This window comes from Kitasatospora sp. NPDC050463 (genome assembly GCF_040655255.1).
In the GTDB taxonomy this organism is placed as follows: domain Bacteria; phylum Actinomycetota; class Actinomycetes; order Streptomycetales; family Streptomycetaceae; genus Kitasatospora.
Genome location: NZ_JBFAJO010000032.1, coordinates 72,674 through 94,805, shown reverse-complemented (window position 1 = coordinate 94,805; position 22,132 = coordinate 72,674). Strand labels below are relative to the sequence as shown.

Here is a 22,132-nt window from a genome sequence, read left to right as displayed (position 1 = left end):
GCCCCGATGACTTCCACGACGGCCGCCCACGCCGCGGACCTGGTCGCCGCCCTGCTGTTCATCCTCAGTCTGGCCGGGCTGTCACAGCACCGCACCTCTCGTGCCGGCGTCGTCTACGGCATCGCCGGCATGGCCCTCGCCCTGGTCGCCACCGTGGTGCTGGCGGCCCGCAGCATCAGCGCCGGCGCGGTCGCCCTGATCCTCGTCGCGATGGCGCTGGGCGGCGTGGTCGGCCTGTGGCGGGCGCGGCGGGTCGAGATGACGCAGATGCCGGAACTGATCGCCGTCCTGCACAGCTTCGTCGGTCTCGCCGCGGTGCTGGTCGGCTGGAACAGCTACCTGGAGGTCGAGTCCCGGGGCTCGGCCCAGGTCGCCGTCGCCGCCGACCTGCTGCGGATCCACCACGCCGAGGTGGTGATCGGCGTCTTCATCGGAGCGGTCACCTTCACCGGCTCCGTCGTCGCCTTCCTCAAGCTGTCCGGCCGGATCGCCTCCCGGCCGCTGATGCTGCCCGGCAAGAACGCGCTGAACCTCGGCGCACTCGCCGCGTTCGTCGCGCTCACGGTCTGGTTCACCGTCGCCCCGGGCCTGGGCCTCGTGATCGCGGTGACCGTGCTCGCGCTCGCGCTGGGCTGGCACCTGGTCGCCTCGATCGGCGGCGGCGACATGCCCGTCGTCGTCTCCATGCTCAACAGCTACTCCGGCTGGGCGGCGGCCGCGGCCGGGTTCCTGCTCGACAACAACCTGCTCATCGTCACCGGCGCACTGGTCGGCTCCTCGGGCGCCTACCTGTCCTACATCATGTGCAAGGCGATGAACCGCTCCTTCCTCTCCGTCATCGCCGGCGGCTTCGGCATCGAAGCGCCCGCCGGCGGGGGCGGGGAGCAGGGCGAGCACCGCGAGATCCGCGCCGAGGAGGCGGCGGGGCAGCTCGCGCAGGCCCGCACGGTCGTCATCACCCCGGGCTACGGCATGGCGGTGGCCCAGGCGCAGCACCCGGTCGCGGAGCTCACCCGCCGGCTGCGCGAGCGCGGCGTCGAGGTCCGCTTCGGCGTCCACCCCGTCGCCGGGCGCCTGCCCGGGCACATGAACGTGCTGCTCGCCGAGGCGAAGGTGCCCTACGACATCGTCCTGGAGATGGACGAGATCAACGACGACCTCGCGGCCACCTCCGTCGTCCTCGTCATCGGCGCCAACGACACCGTCAATCCCGCCGCCATGGACGACCCCACCAGCCCCATCGCCGGCATGCCGGTGCTGCGGGTGTGGGAGGCGGAGCAGGTGATCGTGTTCAAGCGGTCGATGGCCTCCGGCTACGCGGGGGTGCAGAACCCGCTGTTCTTCCGCGAGAACAGCGCCATGCTCTTCGGCGACGCCAAACAGAGCGTCGAGGACATCCTGCGTGCCCTCGACGCCGACGGCCGGGACGCCCCGGCACCGGCCGCCCGCCGGACGGCGACGGCCGGCCGGACGGCCGGGTAGGCCCGCCGGCGGGTCCCGGTGTGCCGGCCGGCGCACCGGCACCCGCCGCCCGGGCCGCCCACGCCCGGTGCCCGGGCCCGCTCGGAAATCCGTCCCGGATTCCATCCTTCGCCGTGTCGATCCGCGGCCGGCCCCTTCGACCTGGGATAGAGAGGATCGGAGACCGGTCCCCGGACGAAGGAGCGCAGCCATGGCGAAGTACATGTTGATCATGCGGGGCAGCGACGAGTCGCTCGCGAAGATGAGGGAGACGCCGTTCGAGGAGATGCTCGAAACGATGGGCCGCTACAACGACGAGCTGATCCGGGCCGGCGTGCTCGTCGCGGCCGAGGGCCTGGACGACGCCGAACAGGGCGCGGTGGTCGATGTGAGCGGGCCGACCCCGGTCGTCACCGACGGCCCGTACGGCGAGACCAGGGAACTGTTCGGCGGCTTCTTCATCCTCAATGTGGCGTCGAAGCAGGAGGCGGTCGAATGGGCCAAGCGACTGCCGTCGTTCCCCGGCACGAAGATCGAGATCCGGCGCGTACCGGGGATCGACGAGTTCCCCCAGGACAACGAGTGGATCATCAAGGAGCGGGCCTGGCGCGAGCGGACCGGCCAGCTCTGACACCCGCGACGACGGACGGCCGGCCGGGCGGCGATCCGCCCGGCGTGCCGTCGAGGCGCTCCGGCGGATCGAGTCGGCGCGGATCGTCGGCGCCCTCGCCCGGTCCACCGGGGACTTCGACCTCGCCGAGGACGTCGCGCAGGAGGCCCGGGCGCAGGCACTCGTGGTCCGGGCGCGCGACGGCGAGCCGGCCGGCCCGGTGAGGTGGCTGTTCGGCCCGCGCCCCGGCGCCGGGCGGGCGACGCCACCACCGCACCCCCGGCGCTCCGGGCGGCAGGCCGTGATCCCGTGCCGCCGGGGCCGGATGACTGGGCCGGGCGGGTGAGGTCGGGGAGGTACCGGTGTGGTACCCGGGGGTGATCGCGGGTGCGGGCGGGAGGCTGGCGCTCCGGGGCAGGGAGCCAGGCAGGCAGGAGAGAGCGCGTGAGCGAGCGCAGCCGTCGAGGTACCGGTAGCAGCACGACTGCGGACGGGACGCGGACGGCCGGTGATCCCGGTGTGCTGGGGACGGCGCTCGCCGTGGTGCTGGCGTTCTCCCTCGCGCAGGGTTCGTGGCAGTGGTTCTCCACCTACCTCGGCGTGACGCTGCTCGCGGTGGTGGTGTCCTTCGGCCGGGTGCCGGTGCTGACGCCGGGTCGACGGGTGGCCTACGGGTGGAGCCTGGCGGCGTACTCGCTGGTCGTGGGCCTGTGCGTGGCCCTGGCGGTGGCTCCGGCGCTGCAGCGCTGGGACGGGCTGTTCCCCGTGCCGGGCGCCCGCCACGCCTGCGTGGAGTCGGGCCGGTACCAGAGCATGCAGGCGCGGGCCGCGCTGGGCGCCCTCGCCGGTCACGACGGTGACGCGCTGGCCTCCGCGCAGCGGGAGCAGAGCCGCCAGGCCGTCGACGACTGCCTGGCGGCGACGACGACGCGCTGGCTGCCGGTGTACGCCCTGGGGGCGGCCCTGCTGGTGGGCGCGGGTGCGTGGTCGTGGGAGCGGGCCCGGACCCGGAGGACGACGGCGGGGCCCGCCTGAACTCTCCGGACGCCCCGGCCCGTCAGCAGAGCGTGCCCGGTCTCGCCGCCGTGGCCCTGACCCGCACGCGCCGCGCCGCACCGCACCGCGCCGCACCGCGCCGAACCGCCGACCGGTCAGCCCGCTTCGGCTGCCGCCTCCCACACGGACCGCAGGTGCGGGTCGACGTCGCCGGCCTGGCGAAGACCCGCTCGGTAGGCCGGCTCCCAGGCGGCCACGTCTCCCAGGTCCGGGCCGAACGCCTCGACCGAAGCCGGATCGGGGCTGAGGGTCACCACGGTCCGCGCCCCCACCCCCGCCACCTGCTGGTCGGCTCGCCCCTCGGGAAACTGGTGCGCCATCGGGTCGACCACGACCAGCGTCCGGGCACCGACGGCGAGATCGGCGTTGAGACCGGCCCGCAGCGCCCCGTCCATGTACCGCCGGCCGCCGACGGTGACCGGCGGCGCGGCTCCGGGGAAGGCACTGCTCGCCGCCACTGCGGAGACCAGCGGCACCCCGCTGTCCCGGTCCCACACCACGGGCTCACCGGTACTCGCGTCCACGGCGGTGATCACCAGGTGTCGCTCCGGCCACGCGTCCGCGCCGATCAGGGCGGCGCGCCCGGCGATCAGCGCTTCCTCGGCCCCGGGGACGGTGGCGTCGAGGGCGAGCCGGCCCACCCGGCGCCTGGCCTCGCCGGGTTCCAGACCGCCCTCGCCCAGCACGCCGAACACCCGGCCCATCAGCTCGGGGTCCGGCGTGACCCGGTGCTCGGGCCGGCGGGGCACCGTCGCGAGCCGGCCCGGATCCTGCCCGGTGGCGAGCACCGCGCCGACGATCGCGCCGGCCGACGTTCCGACGATCAGATCGGCCCCGCCCAGATCCACGCCGGCGCGGCGCAACCCGTGGGCCAGCCCCGCCGCCCATGCCGTGCCGACGACGCCGCCGGGTCCCAGGACGAGCGCTCGGTCGATGGTGTGCATGTGGCCCCCTCGTTGTTGAAACAGTCGTACCATATACACGCCTCCCGCCGCTCCGGCTTCGAGGCCCGGGAAGGAGACCCTCCGTGGGACGACCCGCAGATCCCGCCCGTCGTGAGCGCACCCTCGCGCGGGCGACCGACTACGTGCTGGCCCACGGCCTGGCCGGGCTCAGCCTGCGGCCCCTGGCCACGGCCCTCGACACCAGCCCGCGGATGCTGCTCTACGACTTCGGCAGCAAGCAGGAGCTGGTCGCCGCGGTCCTCGCCGAGGCCCGCCGCCGAGGTGCGGTACGCCTGGCCGGGCGCCTTCCGGCCGCGACGGGCTCCGTGCAGGAGCGACTGCGGGGCATCTGGGCATGGATCAGCGCGGACGAACGTGCACCGTTCGTCCGGCTCTTCTTCGAGGTGCACGCCGACGGTTTGCACCACCCCGAGAACTACCCCGACCAGGGCCAGGCGATCACGGACTGGTTCGACACCCTCGGTGCCACCTTCCGCGACGTCTGCACCGGCCCCGAGGACACCGTCACGCCCACGTTGGTCATGGCCGTGATCCGGGGCCTGCTGTTCGATCTCACCACGACCGGCGACCGCCACCGGGCCGATCGCGCACTGGACCGCTTCGCCGAACTCCTGGATCGCTGAACCACGGGCCGGCTCCTCCTGCGGCCGCACCTCGACGGCCCGGCCTCACGGCGGTCGGCGACCGGCCGTGGCCTGCCGCCGACCGGTGCCTCAGGAGGTGAGCTGGCCCGGTCGGCCCGGCACCCACAGCGGCGCCGGACCGGCATGCGGCATGGACCTGGTCGCGTACTCCTCCAGGCAGGCCGCCGCCCGGCCCGGGTCGCCATCGCCGAGCTCCACCAGGGCGGAGGCGGCGGACCGGGCGCAGGAGAGCGTCAGGGCAAGGGTGTCCTGGCGCCGGTGGTGGTGACGGACGTAGGCCTCGCACCGCTCGGCGATGCGACGGCCGTGCGTCTCCCGCTCCGTCTCGCCGGCGTGGTCGCGGCCGGCGGTCGCCGCCTGCACCCCGTGCCAGACGAGGGTCAGCGCGACGGGTTCGGCCGGATGGGCCGCGTCGGCCCGGCGACACCTCTCACGGGCCTCGGCCGACTGCCGGCCGAGCCGGTCCAGTGCGGCCGGACCGTCCCCGTCGCAGGTCCGCAGGGCCAGCTCCGCCGCCCGGTGTACGACCGCCCGCAGGACCGCTCCCGCCGGTACCCGGAGCCCGGGCGCCGCCGGGTCGGCGAAGGCCAGCCAGCTGTCCGCGAACGAGGCCGCCCGCACCTGCCACAGCCACGGCGGGGCCCCGGCCGCCGCACCCGATCGCTCTCCCGCCGCCAGCCGGACCAGACCCACGGCGGCGAGATCCGCCGCAGCCGCGTCCGACCCGAGCCCGAACAGCCGTCCACTACTCCTCAACACGCACCCCCGTCAGCGGCCATCACCTGGTGACGGCACATCTCACCACAGTGGGACGCGAACGAACTGGCCTCGGCCGCCGATGAGACCCAGGACACGTGCTGGGCCCCGTCACCCCGGGGCCCCGTGCAGCGGCCCGGGGGCCGCCCGGCCGCGTGGCGGAGTCGGTTCACAGGACCCCCGCGCCGGGACGGCGCGGCCGCCCTCGGCGGTCAGCGGGCCGGCAGCGAGAGGCCACGCCGGCGAGGGCGCCGCCTCGCGCGCGTTCCGCTGCCGCGACCCGCGGGGCGCCGTGGGCGGGCGCGCGGGTCAGCCGGCGGACCGATAGCTAATTCATCGACATACTCTCATCATTGACCTATGCTCACCTCCATGGCTAACCGTCAACTACAGGAGCCGACCAGGCTCGTACTCACCGCGCTGGCCGACGCCCCGCGGCACGGCTACGCGATCGTCCAGGAGGTCCTGGCCATCTCCGGCGGCCGGACCAAGCTCCTCACCGGCACCCTCTACACGGCACTGGACCGCCTCCTCCAGCAGGGGCTGATCCGGATCGACCACGAGGAGACCGTCGCCGGCCGGATGCGCCGCACCTTCGCCCTCACCGAGGAGGGCCGACAGGTGCTCGGCGAGGAGACGGAACGCCTGCGCGCCGGGGTGGCCGAGGCCGACCGCCGGCTCGCCCTCGGCCGCGGTCCCGCCCTCGGCCCGCTCCGGCTGAACGGAGCCACGGCATGAGCACGCCCTCACAGGCCACCGCCCTACCCACCCGGCTCCCGCTGATCGGGCTCTACCCCGCCGCCTACCGGGCGTCCCACGGAGAGGAGATCGCCGCCGTCTTCGCGGAGTCCGTCCAGGGCGGCGACCGCGGCACCGTCGTGCGCGAATGGGCGGCCCTCGCCGCGCACGCCGCCCGGCTGCGCACCCGGCTCAGCTCGCGCGACCCCGCCGGCCGAATCCTCGCCGGCGCCGCGCCGTTCATGCTCGCCGGCGGAGCGGGCCTGGCCACCGTCCACCTGGTGATGGGCCTCTTCCTCACGGTGCCCCTGTTCGAGCTGGGCGGTTCGAACGCCACGGCCACCGCCGTGGTGGGCGCGGTGCAGACCGCCCCCTGGATCCTTGCGCTGCTCTGCGCCGCCCTCGGCCGCTGGGGCTACGCCCGGGTGCTGGTCCTGGCCGGCACCCTTGCCCGGATCGGCGCCTTCGCCGGCTACTTCGTCCACCCGGCCGGGGCGTTCGCGCAGTACCTCTTCCTGCTCCCGCTGTGGCTCCTGCTCGCCGCGCCGATCCTCATCGCCCCGCCCGACGCCGTCGACCAGTCCACCCGTGGCCGCACCGGGGTGACGATCGCCGCCCTCGCCCTCGCCCTGCCGATGACCGCACTCGTCCTGCGCTGGCCCTGGCGCGGGGCCGGGGACTACTCCGAACCCGTCTTCTCCACCGGCCTGCAGACCCTCCTCGACGTTTCCTCGGCCTGGCCCGCCTTCGTGATGGCCACCGCCCATCTCGTCCAGCTCGCCGCCGCCCGACCCGACCGGCTGCGCGCCGCCGGCACCGCCCTGGCCGTCCTCCCCTGGACCGTCATGCTCGCCGCGCCCTACTACTGGCGGCCACCGCGCGACCTCGCCGAACTCGCCCGCAACGCCGCGGTCGTCGCCGCCTTCCTGATCGTCGCCACCGGCCTCGCCGCCCTGCGCCGCGCCCTCACCGGCGCCCCGAAGCCGGTAGAACCGGCCTGACCGCACCGCGGACCCGCCACCGGACCGGGCCGGCCTCAGCGCCGGCCCGGCTCCGCGCCTGCGATCGCCGCGGCGGGACGCACCACCGCCCACCGACCCCGGCCGGGCGGAGCCGCGCCGCCGAGCCTCCTCGGGCGGTCGCCGGGGCGCGCCGTGCTCACCCCGCCGGGGGCCGGCGCGGGGTGCGGCGAGCGCGACGAACGAGCGCAGTTCCGCGGCCTCGGCGCCGCCGTCAGCGGGCGCCTGGAGGGTGCGCGGGTGCCCACGCCGGACTTCGTCTACGAGCGGTCCCACCGCCTCGACCTCGGCGGCCGGTCGGTGCGGCTGAGCGCCGTCGGCCGGGCTCACAGCAGGGGCGGCGACCAGGTGATCACCGTGCCCGACGCCGGTGTGCTGTTCACCGGCGATCTGGCCGAGACCGGACAGTTCGCGATCTTCCCGTGGTTCCCGCCGCACGACACCGACGTGAGCGGGCTCGGATGGATCGAGGTCATGGCCCGGCTGGCGGCGGCGAGGCCGCGGACGGTCGTGCCGGGCCACGGCGCCGTCGGCGGCGCCGAGGTGGTCGAGGACGTGCTCGACCACGCTCCCCGGAGGGGTCGGCCCTCCGCACCGGTGCACGTCCCCTCGGCACCGGTGCACGTCCGAGGTCGTCACCGCCTCGGCGGCCACGGCCGCCGGCGGCCCCGTGCTCGCCCCCGGCAACCCTCCCGGGAGGGATCAGGCGCAGTCCGGGCAGATCCCGCGGTAGGTGACCTCGGCGGTGGCGACGGCGAAGCCGAACCGCTGCTCCGCCGGCAGGTCCGCGAGCGGATCTCCGGCCGGCTGGACGTCGCGGATCGTGCCGCAGCCGGAGCACACCAGGTGCTGGTGCGGGCGGTGCGCGTTGGGGTCGTAGCGCCTGGCCCGGCCGTCGGTGGCGACCTCCATGACCTCGCCGAGACCGACCAGCTCGCCCAGCGTGTTGTAGACGGTCGCCCGGGAGATCTCCGGCAGCCGCTGGACGGCGCGGGCGTGCACCTCGTCGGCCGTGAGGTGGACGTGATCGCCGTCGAGGACCTCCGCGACGACACGCCGTTGGGCGGTCAGCCGCCAGCCGCGCCCTCTCAGCCGTACCAGCAGGTCACTCATATCGGTTCACCTATTCAGGCTCATGGGGGAACCCCGGATTCTAGCAGTGGCCTTACGAACCCCGACGGGATACGGACTCGGTGTGGTTCTTGACTTGGAATCCGTCCATCGTAGGATCGGTTCCGGCGATAACCTAGGGGGCAGTGAGGCTCCGGAACGGCGGTGAGCACCTCCGCGTCGGGTGAGCTACTCCTCCTCATTGAACGACCCTCCCAGGTGCTTCACCCTTCGATCGTTCCTGAACACAGTGATCCGCCCGGCCCGGAAGGATTCCCATGTCTGAGAACCACGACGCGATCGTCACCGATGCGAAGGCGGAGGGCGGAGGCTGCCCGGTCGCGCACGGACGCGCCCCGCACCCCACCCAGGGCGGTGGAAACCGCCAGTGGTGGCCGGACCGGCTCAACCTGAAGATCCTTGCCAAGAACCCGGCCGTGGCCAACCCGCTCGGTGCGGACTTCGACTACGCCGCGGCGTTCGAATCGCTCGACCTGGCGGCCGTCAAGCGCGACCTCGCCGAGGTGCTGACCACCTCGCAGGACTGGTGGCCGGCCGACTTCGGCCACTACGGCCCCTTCATGATCCGGATGGCCTGGCACAGCGCGGGCACCTACCGGATCAGCGACGGCCGCGGCGGCGCCGGTGCCGGCCAGCAGCGCTTCGCCCCGCTCAACAGCTGGCCGGACAACGCCAACCTCGACAAGGCCCGCCGCCTGCTGTGGCCGGTGAAGAAGAAGTACGGCCAGAGCCTGTCCTGGGCCGACCTCCTGATCCTGGCCGGCAACGTCGCGCTGGAGACGATGGGCTTCGAGACCTTCGGCTTCGGCGGCGGCCGCGAGGACGTCTGGGAGTCGGAGGAGGACGTCTACTGGGGCCCCGAGACGACCTGGCTCGACGACGAGCGCTACACCGGCGACCGCGACCTGGAGAGTCCGCTGGGTGCGGTCCAGATGGGCCTGATCTACGTCAACCCGGAGGGCCCCAACGGCAACCCGGACCCGATCGCCGCGGCCCGCGACATCCGCGAGACCTTCCGCCGGATGGCGATGAACGACGAGGAGACCGTCGCCCTGATCGCGGGCGGCCACACCTTCGGCAAGACCCACGGCGCGGGCCCGGCCGACAACGTCGGCCCCGACCCCGAGGCCGCCCCGCTGGAGCAGCAGGGCCTGGGCTGGAGCAGCGCCTACGGCACCGGCAAGGGCGGCGACGCGATCACCAGCGGCCTGGAGGGCATCTGGACCAACACGCCCGTCACCTGGGACAACTCCTTCTTCGAGATCCTCTTCGGCTACGAGTGGGAGCTGTTCAAGAGCCCGGCCGGCGCCCACCAGTGGCGGCCCAAGGAGGGTGCCGGCGCCGGCACCGTCCCGGACGCGCACGACGGCTCGAAGACCCACGCCCCGACCATGCTGACCACCGACCTCTCGCTGCGGTTCGACCCGGTCTACGAGCAGATCTCCCGGCGCTTCCTGGCCGACCCCGCGCAGTTCGCGGACGCCTTCGCCCGGGCCTGGTTCAAGCTCACCCACCGCGACATGGGTCCGGTCGTGCGCTACCTCGGCCCCGAGGTCCCGTCGGAGCCCCTGCTGTGGCAGGACCCGCTGCCCGCCGCCACCCACGCCCCGATCGACGCCGAGGACATCGCCGCCCTCAAGCGGCAGGTGCTGGCCTCCGGCCTGTCGGTCTCCCAGCTGGTCTCCACCGCCTGGGCCTCGGCGTCCTCCTTCCGCGGCAGCGACATGCGCGGCGGCGCCAACGGCGCGCGCATCCGGCTGGAGCCGCAGAGCGGCTGGGAGGTCAACGAGCCCGACGAGCTGGCGACCGTGCTGCGCACCCTGGGGTCCGTGCGGGAGTCGTTCAACTCCGGCCGGACCGACGGCAAGGCGGTCTCGATCGCGGACCTGATCGTCCTCGCGGGCGCGGCGGGTGTCGAGAAGGCCGCCGCCGACGCCGGCTTCCCGGTCGAGGTGCCGTTCACCCCGGGCCGGGTGGACGCCTCCCAGGAGGAGACGGACGTCGAGTCCTTCGCGGCGCTGGAGCCGACCGCCGACGGGTTCCGCAACTACCTCGGCAAGGGCAACCGCCTGCCGGCCGAGTACCTGCTGCTGGACCGGGCCAACCTGCTGACCCTGAGCGCCCCGGAGATGACCGTCCTGGTCGGCGGCCTGCGCGTGCTGGGCGCCAACCACCAGCAGTCCTCGCTGGGCGTCCTGACCCGCACCCCCGGGCGGCTGACCAACGACTTCTTCGTCAACCTGCTCGACCTGGGCACGACGTGGAAGGCGACCTCCGCGGACGCGAGCACCTTCGAGGGCCGGGACGCCGCCACCGGTGAGGTCCGCTGGACCGGCACCCGGGCCGACCTGGTGTTCGGCTCCAACTCGGAGCTGCGCGCGCTCGCCGAGGTCTACGCGAGCGACGACGCCAAGGAGAAGTTCGTGACGGACTTCGTCGCGGCCTGGACCAAGGTGTCCGAGCTGGACCGCTTCGACCTGCGCCGACCGCAGGTCGGCTGAGGACCGGCCGACCGGCCGGCGTGCCCCGGATGCCCGTGCGGCGTCCGGGGCACGCCGCTGTCATCAGGGGTTGAGCGTCCACTTCTGGTTGCCGCCCCCGGTGCAGGTCCAGATCCGGGTGGCCGTGGCATCGGCCGGATTGTTGTCCGCGACGTCCAGGCACTTGTTCGCCGGTACGTTGACCAGGTCGTGGGTGGCCGCGTTGTACGACCAGCGCTGGGCGCCGGTGCCGTTGCAGTCCCACAGCTGCACCCTGGTGCCGTCGGCGGTGCCGGCGGCGTCGACGTCCAGGCACTTGCCGAGCGCGCGCACCGTGCCGTCCGAGCCGACCGTCCACCGCTGCGCGGCGGTCCCATTGCAGGTGTAGAGCTGGACCTGGGTGCCGTTGGCGGTGGCTGCGGCGGCCACGTCCAGGCACTTCCCGGCCAGCCCGGTCAGGGTGCCACCCGTGGGCGCGGCACCGGAGGTCACCCGGACGTAGTCCACGACCAGTTGCCGGGGGAACACGGTGCCTGCGTCGGGGTCGCCGGGCCAGGAGCCGCCGACGGCCAGGTTGAGGATGAGGAAGAACGGCTTGTTGAACGCCCAGCTCCGGCCGCCGAGGTCGGCCGGGGTGCGGCGCTGGTACACCGTGCCGTCCACGGACCAGCTGATCGAGTCGGGTGCCCAGTCGACGGCGAAGGTGTGGAAGGCGTCCGCGAAGGCCTGCCCGGCGGGGAGGCTGTAGCCGGCGCCGATGCCGCCGCTGCCCGAGTAGCCGGGACCGTGGATCGTCCCGTGCACCGTGCCGGGTTCGAACCCGACGTTCTCCATGACGTCGATCTCGCCGCTGTTCGGCCAGCCGACCTGGCCGATGTCGTTGCCCAGCATCCAGAAGGCCGGCCACATGCCCTGGCCGCGCGGGACCTTCATCCGGGTCTCGACGTGGCCGTAGGCCTGGGCGAACCGGCCGGAGGTGTTCAGCCGGGCCGAGGTGTACTGACAGGTGCCGTACCAGCACCGGTAGTTGGCCGGGTTCTCCCGTCGCGCCGTGATCACCAGGTGCCCCTGGCCGTCCAGCGCGGCGTTGGCGTTGCCGGCGGTGTAGTACTGGCGCTCGTGGTTGTCGACGTTGTCTCCGGTCTCGGTCTGCCACCGGCCGGCGTCGACGGCCGCCCCGGCGGGACCGTCGAAGTTGTCCTCGAAGTTCACTGCTTGAAGAGACGCCGGGGCCGCCGAGACCGGGGCGGGCCCCCAGCCGATGGCCGCGACCATGGCCAGCAGGAGGCCGAACGTCGTTGCCAGGGAGCGTCGTCGGACAGACGAGGGCATACGCAACCGCCTTGAGAGAGGGGTCGTGGGAGTGCCCGGCCGGGACCTTTCTTCAGGAAGTGAACTCTCATGACGGAACCCTGTCAATCACTTGACCGGAGCGCGCGGTCCGGCCCGGGCCGCGACCGCTGCGCGAGCCCGGGCGCCCCCGTCGAGGCGGCGACCGCAGACACCGACGATGCGGGCTCCCGCACCCGGGTGACCGTGCGTCAGCGCGCGGGGTCCTGCGCACGGTGGTGCGCGCGCGGGCCGCGCAACGGCTGGGTCCGGCTGAGCACGAGATTGGTGGTGGTGCTGCCGAACTGGGCCAGCGCGTCGACGATCTCCTCCAGGTGGGCCATCGACGTGGCCGCCACCCTGAGGACGTAGCAGTCGTCCCCCGTGGTGCGCACGCACTCCAGGATCTCCGGGCGCTCCCCGAGCAGCCGGCGCAGCGGCTCGTGCCTCGTCCCCGGGTACTTCAGCCGGATCACCGCCAGGACGGGGTACCCGGTGCGTTCCAGGTCCACCTCGGCCCGGTAGCCCGTGATCACCTCGGCCGCCTCCAGCCGCCGCACCCGCTCCGTGGTCGCCGACGCGCTCAGGTTCACCCGCCGCGCCAGTTCCGTGAAGGCGAGCCGGCCGTCCCGTTGGAGTTCGGCGAGGATCGCCCAGTCGGTCGCGTCAAGAGTCACGGTCATCCGGCCAGATTACCGGCGGATCCACGGGCGAACGGCCTGCGAACAGGCAGGAATCCCTTCTGACGGTCCGTACCGCCTGGCTAGGCTCGACGGTATGAAGATCGGAGTCAACGTCCCCAACTTCGGCCCCGGTACGGACCCCGGAGTCCTGCGGAGCTGGGCCCGGACCGTGGAGGATCTGGGCTTCGACCTGCTGATGCTCTCGGACCACATCGCCATCACGCCCGACGTCGCCGAACGCTATCCCGCGCCCTTCTACGAACCCTTCACCACCTTGTCCTGGCTGGCCGGACTCACCACCCGGGTCCGGCTCGGCACCACGGTCCTCATCGCTCCCTACCGGCACCCGCTGGTCACCGCCCGGATGGCGGCCAACCTGAACGAGCTGAGCGACGGCCGGCTGGTCCTCGGCGTGGGAGTGGGGTGGGCGCGGCAGGAGTTCGCCGCCCTCGGGATCCCGTTCGAGCAACGCGGCCGACTGACCGACGCCACCTGCGGGACGTCCGCGCCGCCTGGGCGGACACCGCCGCCTACGGACACCGCGGGATCCCGGTGTGGGTCGGCGGCAACAGCGACGCCGGGATCCGCCGGGCCGTGCGGTTCGGGGAGGCCTGGCACCCGCTGCGCTGCACCGTGTCCTGGCTGCGCGAGGCCGCCGACCGACTGAAGGCGGCGGCGGCCGAACAGCGGCTCCCCGCGCCCGCCCTGGCCCCGCGGATCGCCCTGCGGCTCACCGCGGCGCCGGTGGACGGACCGCAGCGGCTCGCCGGCGAGGGCACGATCGACCAGGTCCTGGACGACCTCGACCAGCTGCGGCAGTTGGGCGCCGAGACCGTCGTCCTCGACCCCTACCACGGCGACCCGCGCGAGACCTGCCGTCCGCACACCGCGCGGCAGGCCCTCGCCACCGTGGCCGCGCACCTCCTCCCGCCCCGTACCGGAACGGAACAGTCATGACCGCACCCGACCACACCCTGCCGGACCACACCCTGCTGCGCCGGGCCGTCGCGCTCGCGGCCGAGGCACACGCGGGCGGCAACCCGCCGTTCGGCTCCCTGCTCGCGGGACCGGACGGCACCGTCCTGGCCGAGGAGCGCAACACGACCCTCACCGACCGGGACATCACCGCGCACCCGGAGCTGAAACTGGCCAGGTGGGCCGCCAGGGAGCTCGACGCCGCCACGGCGGCGGGCACCACCCTGTACACCAGCTGCCAGCCGTGCGGGATGTGCGAGGCCGTCATCCGGCAGGCGGGGCTGCGGCGGGTGGTGTTCGCCCTGTCCAACGAACAGCTCCTGGACATCAGGCCGGGCAGCGGCCGCCCACCGGTACCGCAGGACGGCCCCGCGCTGCTCGACGAGGTGCGGCCCGTGGTCGAGGCCTGGTACCGCTGACCCACCGGCCCCCGCCCGGTCGACCTCCCCCGGAGCGCCTCGGAGCACCCCCACCCTCGCCTACAGGTCATGAGCATTTGCCTAAAGCCTTTAGGCAAATGCATAATCGATTCTGTCGAACGAAAGGATGGCCATGGGACGCGTGGGGCTGACCACCGAGCGCCTGACCCGGGCGGGCGCGGAGCTGGCCGACGAGGTCGGCTTCGAGCAGGTGACCGTCTCGGCACTGGCCCGGCGGTTCGACGTCAAGGTCGCGAGCCTGTACTCGCACGTGAAGAGTTCCCAGGACCTCAAGACCAGGATCGCGCTGCTCGCCCTGGAGGAGCTCGCCGACCGGGGCGCCGACGCGCTGGCCGGGCGGGCGGGCAAGGACGCCCTGATCGCCCTGGCGGACGTCTACCGCGACTACGCGCGGCAGCACCCCGGCCGCTACGCCGCCACCAAGCTGCCGCTCACCCCGGAGGCGGCGGCCGGCAGCGCCGGCGGCCGGCACGCGGAGATGACGCGGGCGATCCTGCGCGGCTACGACCTCACGGAACCGGACCAGACCCACGCCGTCCGCCTGCTGGGGAGCGTCTTCCACGGCTACGTCAGCCTGGAACTGGCCGGGAGCTTCAGTCACAGCGCCCCCGACTCCCAGGAGTCCTGGGCCCGGGTCCTGGACGCCCTCGACGCCCTGCTGCGGAACTGGCCCGCGCCCTGACCGGGCCCCGTCTCCGACGGAGGACCGGCCCACGCCAGCCTCCGCCCACGCCCGCCTCGGCCGACCGGCCCGTCGCCCGGTCCGGAGCCTCCGTCACCTCGGAACCACAAGGTAGATGCACATGCCCACCACCCCCCGCCCCTGGATCACCACGCCCGTCACCGGGGAGCTGCTGCGCGGCGCCCTGGACCTGGAGCGGACCGAGCACGGCCTGCTGCCGCACCGGCTCCCCGCCTGGGCCCGTGCCCAGAACACCGACGGACAGCTGGCCATGGCCGAGGCCCAGCCCTCGGGCGTGCGGCTGGCCTTCCGCACCCGGGCCACCGCGGTCGAGCTGGACACCCTGCCCACCAAGCGGGTCTACGTGGGCGCCCCGCCCCGTCCGGACGGCGTGTACGACCTGCTCGTCGACGGACTCCTGGCCGGACAGGCCCGCGTGGCCGGCGGCAACACCCTGACCATCGACATGAGCACCGGCTCCGCGCACGTCGGCCGGGGCCCCGTCGGCACCGCCCGCTTCCCCGCGCTGCCCGAGGGCGTCAAGGACGTCGAGATCTGGCTGCCGCACAACGAGGCCACCGAGCTGGTCGCCCTGCGCACCGACGCCCCCGTGCAACCCGCACCGGACCGGGGCCGCAAGGCCTGGCTGCACCACGGGAGTTCGATCAGCCACGGCTCCGACACCGCAAGCCCCACCACGACCTGGCCGGCGCTCGCCGCGGCCCTCGGCGGCGTGGAGCTGATCAACCTGGGCCTGGGCGGCAGCGCCCTGCTCGACCCCTTTACCGCGCGGACCCTGCGCGACACACCCGCCGACCTGATCAGCGTGAAGATCGGCATCAACCTCGTCAACACCGACCTGATGCGCCTTCGCGCCTTCACCCCGGCCGTCCACGGGTTCCTCGACACCGTCCGCGAGGGGCATCCCGACACGCCGCTGCTCGTCGTCTCGTCCATCCTGTGCCCCATCCACGAGGACACGCCCGGCCCCAGCGCTCCCGACCTCGCCGCCCTCAGCACCGGGCAGCTGAGGTTCCGGGCGACCGGTGACCCGGCGGACCGGACGAGCGGGAAGCTCACCCTGCGCATCATCCGGGACGAGCTGGCCCGCATCGTGCGACAGCGGGCCGCCGAGGACCCGAACCTGCACCACCTCGACGGCCGCGAGCTCTACGGGGAGGCGGACTTCGCCGAGCTTCCCCTGCCCGACCGGCTCCACCCGGACACCGCCGCGCACCGCCGCATCGGTGAGCGCTTCGCCGCCCTGGCCTTCGCCCCCGGCCGCCCGTTCGCCGCCCGGTCCGCGGCCTCCGGAGCCGGGTGAGGACGGCACCCGCCGACAAGCCGCCCCGCCTCCGGGCCGGACAACAGGAACCGCCGCCCGGCCCGGGAGGAGCCGGACGGCGGAAGGAGCCGGCGTGCCGGACGGCGGCCGGCCTCCGACTCGCCGCCGGCACACGACCGGCAGGGCGCGCCGCCCCCGCAGCGCCCGCTGCTCGGGTGCCCCGGGGCCCGGTCGGCACCGGACCCGGCGGCCCCGTTCTGCAGCGGAGTGCTCAGCCGCCGCTCTTGCGACGGAAGTTGCGCTTTCCGCCGACCGCGCCGTGGGCGCCGTGGATCTTCGAGTCGGCGTTCGGCCCACCGGCCGAGCTACCGGCCTTGGTGCCCTGCTTGCGCTCCAGCGCGGCAAGGAAGCGGGCCTTGACGTCGTCCTGCGCGGCGGGCGCCGCGGCGGCCTGGTCGGCCTCCGGGCTCGCGGGGTTCTGCGGGTTCTCGGGCTTCTCGGACGACGTTGATTCGCTGCTCATACAGGACCTCCTGGAGTGGTGATGCCGGTTGACGGCTTCACACACACCTTGTCACGTCCGACGACCCCTCCCGCACCGGTGGTGCCGGTTGCACCCGGTCGGAGCCCGCACACCACCCCCGGCCGGCGGCCGGCCCTGCCCGGTCAGGCGTCCACGGGCCGCCAGGCCGGACCGTCGCCGTCCTGGCGGACGTGCCCGAACACCACGTCGGCGAAGTGGACGCCGAAGCCGATCGTGCCGGGCTCCGCCAGCTCGGCGACGAGGCGGCGGCGGCGGCGATCGGCGGTCCGCGCCAGGTCGTGGTCGAAGCCCGAGGACCAGTCGGGGTGGTCGATCTGGATCGGCGAGTGCACGGCGTCGCCGAAGGCGATCAGCCGCCGCCCGCCCCCGGTGATGACGTACTCGGCGTGCCCGACGGTGTGGCCGGGGGTGATCCGCACCCGCACGCCGGGGAAGACCTCCTCCCCGTCCGTGACCGTGCGGACGCGCCGCGCCAGGGCCGCGACCTGCTCGGCCATGCCCTGCTCCACCAGGAGGTCCCGCCGGTCCCACTCCGGCTCCGAGATCAGGTAGTCGGCACGGGAGAACACCGGCCGGTCACCGCCGGGGGCGGGGAGGCAGGCCCAGCCGAGGTGGTCGGCGTGGAGGTGGGTGAAGGCCACCGCTTCGATGTCCTCGGGGCTGCGACCGAGCTCGGCCAGGCCGTCCGCGAGCGCGCCGCCGTGGATGGTGGCGAGGGGCCCGTCCGGCGCCTCGTGCGCCTGCGGGCCGAAGCCCGCGTCGATCAGCAGCGCCCGGTCACCGTGCTCGACCAGCAGAGCGCCGACGCTCCCCACGAGGTGACCGGCGGCGTCCAGGTACTCCGGGTGCGCGGCCCACACCTCGTCCGTGGAGTCCTGCAACAGGTCCAGCGGTCGCAGCCGCACATCGCCGTCCGGCACGTACGACACCTTCACGTCGCCCAGCCGTATCGAGCGGATTCCGGCCGGCCGGCGCAGTCGCCCGACCTGATCCACCGTCACATCAGCCATGAACTCTCTCCCCTGCTTCGTCGTCAGGTCGTCGCGACCACTCCCGTGGCGACGACGCCACCATATGCATCAAGTTCGAATCATTCAAGCTGTAATTATGTTGGCTTGACGTATTTGCTAGGGTGATGGCATGACGACGTCAGCCGAGCCGCACGCCATCGCCGAGCGACAGCTGTGCGGCCTGGTGAACGGGCTGGCCCAGCGGATCGGCGAGCACGTACGCGAGCGCGCCGCCACCCTGGGCCTCACCGCCTCCCAGGCGACGGCGCTGCGGGAGATGAGCGGGCCGATGACCATGCGGGAGCTCGCCGAGCGCATGAGCTGCGAACCCTCCAACACCACCTTCGTCGTCGACAAGCTGGAGAAGCAGAGCCTGGTCGAGCGGCACCCGCACCCCACCGACCGCCGCGCCAAGCAGCTCGTCCTCACGGCCGAGGGCAGCGCACTGCGCGAACGCCTCCTCGAACTCCTCGCCGTGGACTCCCCGCTGTCCGGCCTCACCCCGCAGGAGAAGCAGCTCCTGCACGGCCTGCTGGAGCAGGCCATCGTCTCCGGTCTCGGGGAGCACCGGTAGAGCCGTCGGCGCTGTGCGATCGAGTCTGCCGGCGAGGTTCGACGACTGGGCCGCTCCCGTTCTCGACCTCCTCCGCCACGGCACCGCCGTCGTCCACCGCCCCCTCCATGTCCTGCTTGCCGCACACCTGGGCCCACCGGCGATCCGCCCGTACGCCTGACGGCAGGCCGAGCCGGGCGACGGCGGCAGGCCCCGGCGGGCCGGTCAGGGGCGGGCCGGTCAGCGGCGGGCCGGTCAGGGGCGGGCCAGTCAGGGGCGACCGATGTCGCGCACGAGCTCCAGACCCAGCACCCGGTCCAGGGCCGCGAAGGTCTCGAAGCGGGCGCCGTCCGCGAGCCCGTCCGCCGCGCGGACGCGGTGCAGCAGGGCGAGCACGGCCGGGGTGTCCAGATCCCCGGTGAACGCGGCCGCAGCCTGCCGTCGGACCTCGTCCGGGACGGGTTTCGAGGGCGTCCACGCCCAGTCGGCGACCTGTCGGCGCCAGTCCCGCAGGGTGGCGGCCGCCTCGTCCAGCTCGCGCGGGCCCGTCCCGACCGGCTCGCGGTACGGGCGGGCGAGCAGCGCCAGGCGCAGGGACGCCGCGTCGACGCCGCCCGAGCCGAGGGCCACCGCGACATCGCCGCCCGGATCGGGTCCGGCGGAGCCCACCGCGAGCCGGACGCCCTCTGCGGCGCCGGACCCGTCGGCACCGGCCGCCAGGACCTGGACGTCCGGCGGGCCACCCAGCGCCCCCGCCAGGTCGCCGAGGGCGACGACGGCCACGTGGGGATGGATACCGAGCGCCGCAGCGGCGCGCTCGAAGACGGCGCCCCGCTCCGCGACGGCGTGGTCCGGCAGCACGAGGACCCGCACCACCTGGAGACCCTCGATCTCCGCGACCCGTTGCAGGACGTCACCGATCAGCGCCGCCCGCAGGTCCCCCGCCCCGGTCCGACCACCGGCGCAGGACAGCCGGACGCCGACCCGGAGCAGCATCCGGCGCCCGGGCGGGACCTCGCTGCTCCGGCCGGTGCGGGCGTCGTACACGCTCAGCGCGGGCTGCCGGCTGCCCGCCCCCGGCCGGGCGACCGCCTCCGGCCGCAGCGCCGGCCGGTCACCGAAGGCCGCCGCACCGCTCACCGCGCCCGTCGGGATGCCCTGTTCGTCCGCCACTCGGCCCCACCTCCTCGGCGAGGCCATCCTCCTCCCCCCGCCACCGGGCCGCCACCGGCCGTTTCGCGGGCGAACGGGCGGCCGGGCGGGCGAACCGCGAACAGGACTCCCAGGACGGGCTCATGACGCGCTAGGTCGACCCCGCGTCCGCCCTGGACTCCGACCACCGGAGCACGTCCCCGGGTCGCCGATCCGACCGGTACCGGCTGAACGCGCCCGGGCCGTTCCACGACGGCCGTACCGCCCCGGCCGCCGGGCCGCTAGGACGTCCGGCCGAAGCAGCGCTCCAGCTCGTCGACGTCGTAGAAGTAGCTGCCCTTCGAGACGGGCACGCAGCCCGACCGGAACGCGGTCTGCTTCTCGTTGTAGAGCATCCGGACCAGGTACCGGTCGCCCTTGCGGTACAGGTCCCACTGGATGTTCGCCCCCATCGGGGCCACCGTCGCACCGCGCCAGGCGTTGCTCGCGTACGTGTAGGGGGACGCCTCGGTGGCCTGCGCCGTACTGCCGGGCAGTCGCATCAGCGCGGCGAGCGGGATGATCTCCTCGGCGTGGGTGAAGCGCAGTTCGGCGCCCGGGCCGCCCGTTCCCGCGCGCCTGTCCTCGACCTTGCGGAACAGGTCGTCGAGGAGCACCCCGGCCATCTTGTAGGTGATGTCCCGGCCGGAGAAGCCCGGGCCCTTGGTGTAGAACTCCTCGGCGTTGTCGAGGTAGCCGAACCAGGCGGCCTCGTCCGAGCCGATGTAGCGGCCCAGGTGCCAGTAGCCCTCGTCCGTGAGGTCGGCGGTGACGCTGTACAGGGCGAAGACGGCCTGCGCCACGTCCACCTCGTTCCCCGCGAAGGGGTAGGCGCCGGCCGCGAGACGGGCGACGAACTGCGCGGTGAAGATCCGCTCCAGGACGTGCCGGGCCGCCTCGTGGCTGCACGGCTGGTCCCGCACCGCGGCCAGGGCGGCGGCCAGCCGCGGGTCCTTCTTGACGTAGTCCGTGTAGTCCTTGTTCACGGCGGACTTGTGGAAGTAGAGCAGGTCGGTGTCGGTCCTGGCCGGGTCGACGGCCTTCGCCAGCGACGGGTCCCCGTCCAGCAGGCCCTTGACGAACTCCGTCCCCGAGTCGACCGCCCGCGGCTGGCCCGAGCTGACCACGTCGATCCGGTCCGGGCCCGCCGGGTCCTCGGCACCGGCGGCGATCCGGTGGAAGAGGCCGGGCAGCCGCTGCTCCATCCGCTCGGCCGTCTCCCGCAGCGCGCGCCGGCCCTGACCGGTCAGGGCTCCGTAGCCCACCTTCGCGTTGGCGTCGAGCAGCGCCCGCACGTCGGGGCCGAAGCTCCTGCCCTGCCTGGTCAGCGCGCCCTCGTCGGCGGCCTGCTGCCAGAGCTTCAGCAGGAGGTCGCCGTCCTCGCTGTCACTGAGCGCGCGGGCGCCGTGCCGGGAGACGGTCTGGGTGAAGACCGCCGTGTAGCCGGCCGGTGCCTGCTGCAGGCTCCGGACGCTCTGCAGCGGGCGGTAGGGCGCCTTGGTGGTGGCGCCCGCCGGTGTGGCGAGGACCTGGCCGTCGTGCGCCTGGGCGGGAACGGCGGCCGCCACGGCCAGCAGCGCGGAGGCGGCCAGTGCCAGGGCGGGGGTGAACGTGCGTCGCATGGGGAGTCCAGGGAGTCGCTCGGGGTCGGGAGAGCCGGGCCGATCCCACTCGATCAGGGTGGCCACCGGGCATCCTGCGAATGTCAGCCCGGTGCACAGGCCGGCAACTCGCCCCTGCCCGGAAGGGCGGCGGGCCGCACCGGGCGGGGTGCGCGAGGGCTCCCCGCCCGGCCGTGCGCCGCATGCTGTGGCGGATGCGGCGGCCGCGCGAGTACGGTTCACAAGTGTCCAGTTCTCCCCCGGGGCGAGACCCGAACCGTCGGACGGCTGCGGCCGGGCCCGGGTGAACGGGCTGCTGCTGGCCGTCGACCCGACGAGCGGGGACTCCCTGCTCGCCGCCTTCGGCGCGCTGGCCGTCCTGGTGGTGGTCTTCGCCGAGTCGGGGCTGCTGGTGGTGGGCTTCTTCCTCCCCGGTGACACCCTGCTGCTGCCCGCCGGGGTGCTCTGCGCCGCCGGTAGTCACACCGGGCCCCACCTGTCGCTCTGGCAGGTGATGGTGTGCGCCGCGGTGGGGTCGGTGGCCGGGGCCCAGGTGGGCTTCCTGCTCGGCCGGCACGGGGGGCGGCCGGTGCTGGCCCGCACCCGCAGCGGCCGCCTGAAGTCGGCGGCGGCCCGGGGGGAGGAACTGCTGCGCCGCTACGGCTACCGGAAGGCGATCGTCCTGGGCCGCTTCGTGCCGCTGGTCCGGACGGTGCTCAGCCCGTTGGCGGGCATGCTGGACGTGCCCACCCGTACGTTCACCGTCTGGCAGATCGTCGGTGGCGTGCTCTGGTCGCAGAGCCTGGTGCTGATGGGGTACTGGCTGGGCGCCGCCGTGCCGGGGATCGAGCACTACCTGTGGTTGCTGGTGGGCGGCGTCGTGGTGCTGTCGGTCCTGCCGCTGCTGCTGCGCCGCCGCAAGGGGCCGGACCGGCACTGACGGCCCCGCCGCTGCGGCTCCGCCGGTACGACTCCGGCC

21 protein-coding genes and 1 pseudogene are annotated in these 22,132 nt (G+C 74.0%); 13 read left to right on the top strand and 9 right to left on the bottom strand.

The features are described 5' to 3' along the window. The first annotated feature begins 6 nt into the window (after positions 1 to 6). The 3 genes from pntB to AB0J08_RS21265 all read left to right on the top strand — a co-directional run bounded on the left by pntB (position 7) and on the right by AB0J08_RS21265 (position 3,106). Positions 7 to 1,482 (top strand): Re/Si-specific NAD(P)(+) transhydrogenase subunit beta, encoded by a 1,476-nt coding sequence (pntB, locus tag AB0J08_RS21275; protein WP_360636235.1) that lies wholly within the window; start codon positions 7 to 9, stop codon positions 1,480 to 1,482. Between the two features lie 190 nt (positions 1,483 to 1,672). Continuing rightward, positions 1,673 to 2,092, top strand: a complete 420-nt coding sequence (locus AB0J08_RS21270; protein ID WP_360636232.1) for a YciI family protein — start codon at positions 1,673 to 1,675, stop codon at positions 2,090 to 2,092. A gap of 423 nt (positions 2,093 to 2,515) precedes the next feature. Beyond that, positions 2,516 to 3,106: a hypothetical protein gene (locus AB0J08_RS21265; RefSeq protein ID WP_360636229.1), complete on the top strand. Its 591-nt coding sequence runs from the start codon at positions 2,516 to 2,518 to the stop codon at positions 3,104 to 3,106. A gap of 116 nt (positions 3,107 to 3,222) precedes the next feature. Here AB0J08_RS21265 and AB0J08_RS21260 read toward each other — a convergent pair whose 3' ends face one another. Beyond that, a complete protein-coding gene (locus AB0J08_RS21260; protein ID WP_360636226.1) occupies positions 3,223 to 4,071 on the bottom strand; it encodes a patatin-like phospholipase family protein in 849 nt (282 codons plus the stop codon). Between the two features lie 83 nt (positions 4,072 to 4,154). On the opposite strand from AB0J08_RS21260, the gene AB0J08_RS21255 reads away from it, so the two are divergent. Beyond that, a complete protein-coding gene (locus AB0J08_RS21255) occupies positions 4,155 to 4,715 on the top strand; it encodes a TetR/AcrR family transcriptional regulator (protein ID WP_360636223.1) in 561 nt (186 codons plus the stop codon). A gap of 90 nt (positions 4,716 to 4,805) precedes the next feature. Here AB0J08_RS21255 and AB0J08_RS21250 read toward each other — a convergent pair whose 3' ends face one another. Then, positions 4,806 to 5,492 (bottom strand): hypothetical protein, encoded by a 687-nt coding sequence (locus AB0J08_RS21250; RefSeq protein ID WP_360636220.1) that lies wholly within the window; start codon positions 5,490 to 5,492, stop codon positions 4,806 to 4,808. A 372-nt stretch (positions 5,493 to 5,864) separates the two neighbouring features. On the opposite strand from AB0J08_RS21250, the gene AB0J08_RS21245 reads away from it, so the two are divergent. Together AB0J08_RS21245 and AB0J08_RS21240 are read left to right on the top strand one after the other, a co-directional pair. After that, positions 5,865 to 6,230, top strand: coding sequence for a PadR family transcriptional regulator (locus AB0J08_RS21245; protein ID WP_360636217.1), 366 nt, complete (start codon positions 5,865 to 5,867; stop codon positions 6,228 to 6,230). Then, positions 6,227 to 7,231 carry a hypothetical protein gene (locus AB0J08_RS21240; RefSeq protein ID WP_360636214.1) on the top strand — a complete coding sequence of 335 codons (1,005 nt, stop codon included), beginning with the start codon at positions 6,227 to 6,229 and terminating at the stop codon, positions 7,229 to 7,231. The genes AB0J08_RS21245 and AB0J08_RS21240 overlap by 4 nt, the downstream gene beginning before the upstream one ends. A gap of 720 nt (positions 7,232 to 7,951) precedes the next feature. On the opposite strand, the gene AB0J08_RS21235 is transcribed toward AB0J08_RS21240, so the two are convergent. Then, positions 7,952 to 8,362, bottom strand: a complete 411-nt coding sequence (locus tag AB0J08_RS21235; RefSeq protein WP_360636211.1) for a Fur family transcriptional regulator — start codon at positions 8,360 to 8,362, stop codon at positions 7,952 to 7,954. A 275-nt stretch (positions 8,363 to 8,637) separates the two neighbouring features. On the opposite strand from AB0J08_RS21235, the gene katG reads away from it, so the two are divergent. Continuing rightward, the gene (gene katG / locus AB0J08_RS21230; RefSeq protein ID WP_360636208.1) at positions 8,638 to 10,881 is read left to right on the top strand and encodes a catalase/peroxidase HPI; all 2,244 of its coding nucleotides are present in this window, start codon (positions 8,638 to 8,640) and stop codon (positions 10,879 to 10,881) included. Positions 10,882 to 10,944: 63 nt separating this feature from the next. Here the strand turns inward: katG and AB0J08_RS21225 are convergent, their stop codons facing one another. Next, positions 10,945 to 12,135 carry a family 16 glycosylhydrolase gene (locus AB0J08_RS21225; RefSeq protein WP_360636279.1) on the bottom strand — a complete coding sequence of 397 codons (1,191 nt, stop codon included), beginning with the start codon at positions 12,133 to 12,135 and terminating at the stop codon, positions 10,945 to 10,947. 266 nt (positions 12,136 to 12,401) lie between these two features. Continuing rightward, a complete protein-coding gene (locus tag AB0J08_RS21220; RefSeq protein WP_360636205.1) occupies positions 12,402 to 12,872 on the bottom strand; it encodes an Lrp/AsnC family transcriptional regulator in 471 nt (156 codons plus the stop codon). A 94-nt stretch (positions 12,873 to 12,966) separates the two neighbouring features. Here AB0J08_RS21220 and AB0J08_RS21215 point away from each other — a divergent pair. The 4 genes and pseudogenes from AB0J08_RS21215 (at position 12,967) to AB0J08_RS21200 (ending at position 16,293) form a co-directional block, all read left to right on the top strand. Then, positions 12,967 to 13,829, top strand: a pseudogene (locus AB0J08_RS21215) (LLM class flavin-dependent oxidoreductase). Next, positions 13,826 to 14,266: a nucleoside deaminase gene (locus AB0J08_RS21210; protein WP_360636202.1), complete on the top strand. Its 441-nt coding sequence runs from the start codon at positions 13,826 to 13,828 to the stop codon at positions 14,264 to 14,266. Before AB0J08_RS21215 ends, AB0J08_RS21210 begins: the two are co-directional and overlap by 4 nt. A gap of 133 nt (positions 14,267 to 14,399) precedes the next feature. Beyond that, positions 14,400 to 14,969 (top strand): WHG domain-containing protein, encoded by a 570-nt coding sequence (locus AB0J08_RS21205; protein WP_360636199.1) that lies wholly within the window; start codon positions 14,400 to 14,402, stop codon positions 14,967 to 14,969. A 121-nt stretch (positions 14,970 to 15,090) separates the two neighbouring features. Beyond that, a complete protein-coding gene (locus AB0J08_RS21200) occupies positions 15,091 to 16,293 on the top strand; it encodes a GDSL-type esterase/lipase family protein (protein ID WP_360636196.1) in 1,203 nt (400 codons plus the stop codon). Between the two features lie 232 nt (positions 16,294 to 16,525). Here AB0J08_RS21200 and AB0J08_RS21195 read toward each other — a convergent pair whose 3' ends face one another. After that, entirely contained in the window at positions 16,526 to 16,777 is a 252-nt protein-coding gene (locus AB0J08_RS21195) for a DUF5302 domain-containing protein (RefSeq protein WP_360636193.1), read from the bottom strand. A 143-nt stretch (positions 16,778 to 16,920) separates the two neighbouring features. After that, positions 16,921 to 17,808, bottom strand: a complete 888-nt coding sequence (locus AB0J08_RS21190; RefSeq protein WP_360636190.1) for an MBL fold metallo-hydrolase — start codon at positions 17,806 to 17,808, stop codon at positions 16,921 to 16,923. A gap of 130 nt (positions 17,809 to 17,938) precedes the next feature. On the opposite strand from AB0J08_RS21190, the gene AB0J08_RS21185 reads away from it, so the two are divergent. Continuing rightward, positions 17,939 to 18,382: a MarR family transcriptional regulator gene (locus AB0J08_RS21185; protein ID WP_360636187.1), complete on the top strand. Its 444-nt coding sequence runs from the start codon at positions 17,939 to 17,941 to the stop codon at positions 18,380 to 18,382. A gap of 249 nt (positions 18,383 to 18,631) precedes the next feature. On the opposite strand, the gene AB0J08_RS21180 is transcribed toward AB0J08_RS21185, so the two are convergent. Together AB0J08_RS21180 and AB0J08_RS21175 are read right to left on the bottom strand one after the other, a co-directional pair. Then, a complete protein-coding gene (locus AB0J08_RS21180; RefSeq protein WP_360636184.1) occupies positions 18,632 to 19,534 on the bottom strand; it encodes a hypothetical protein in 903 nt (300 codons plus the stop codon). Between the two features lie 260 nt (positions 19,535 to 19,794). Then, positions 19,795 to 21,174, bottom strand: a complete 1,380-nt coding sequence (locus tag AB0J08_RS21175) for a histidine-type phosphatase (protein ID WP_360636181.1) — start codon at positions 21,172 to 21,174, stop codon at positions 19,795 to 19,797. Between the two features lie 295 nt (positions 21,175 to 21,469). On the opposite strand from AB0J08_RS21175, the gene AB0J08_RS21170 reads away from it, so the two are divergent. Next, positions 21,470 to 22,093 carry a DedA family protein gene (locus AB0J08_RS21170; protein ID WP_360636276.1) on the top strand — a complete coding sequence of 208 codons (624 nt, stop codon included), beginning with the start codon at positions 21,470 to 21,472 and terminating at the stop codon, positions 22,091 to 22,093. Positions 22,094 to 22,132 lie beyond the last annotated feature (39 nt).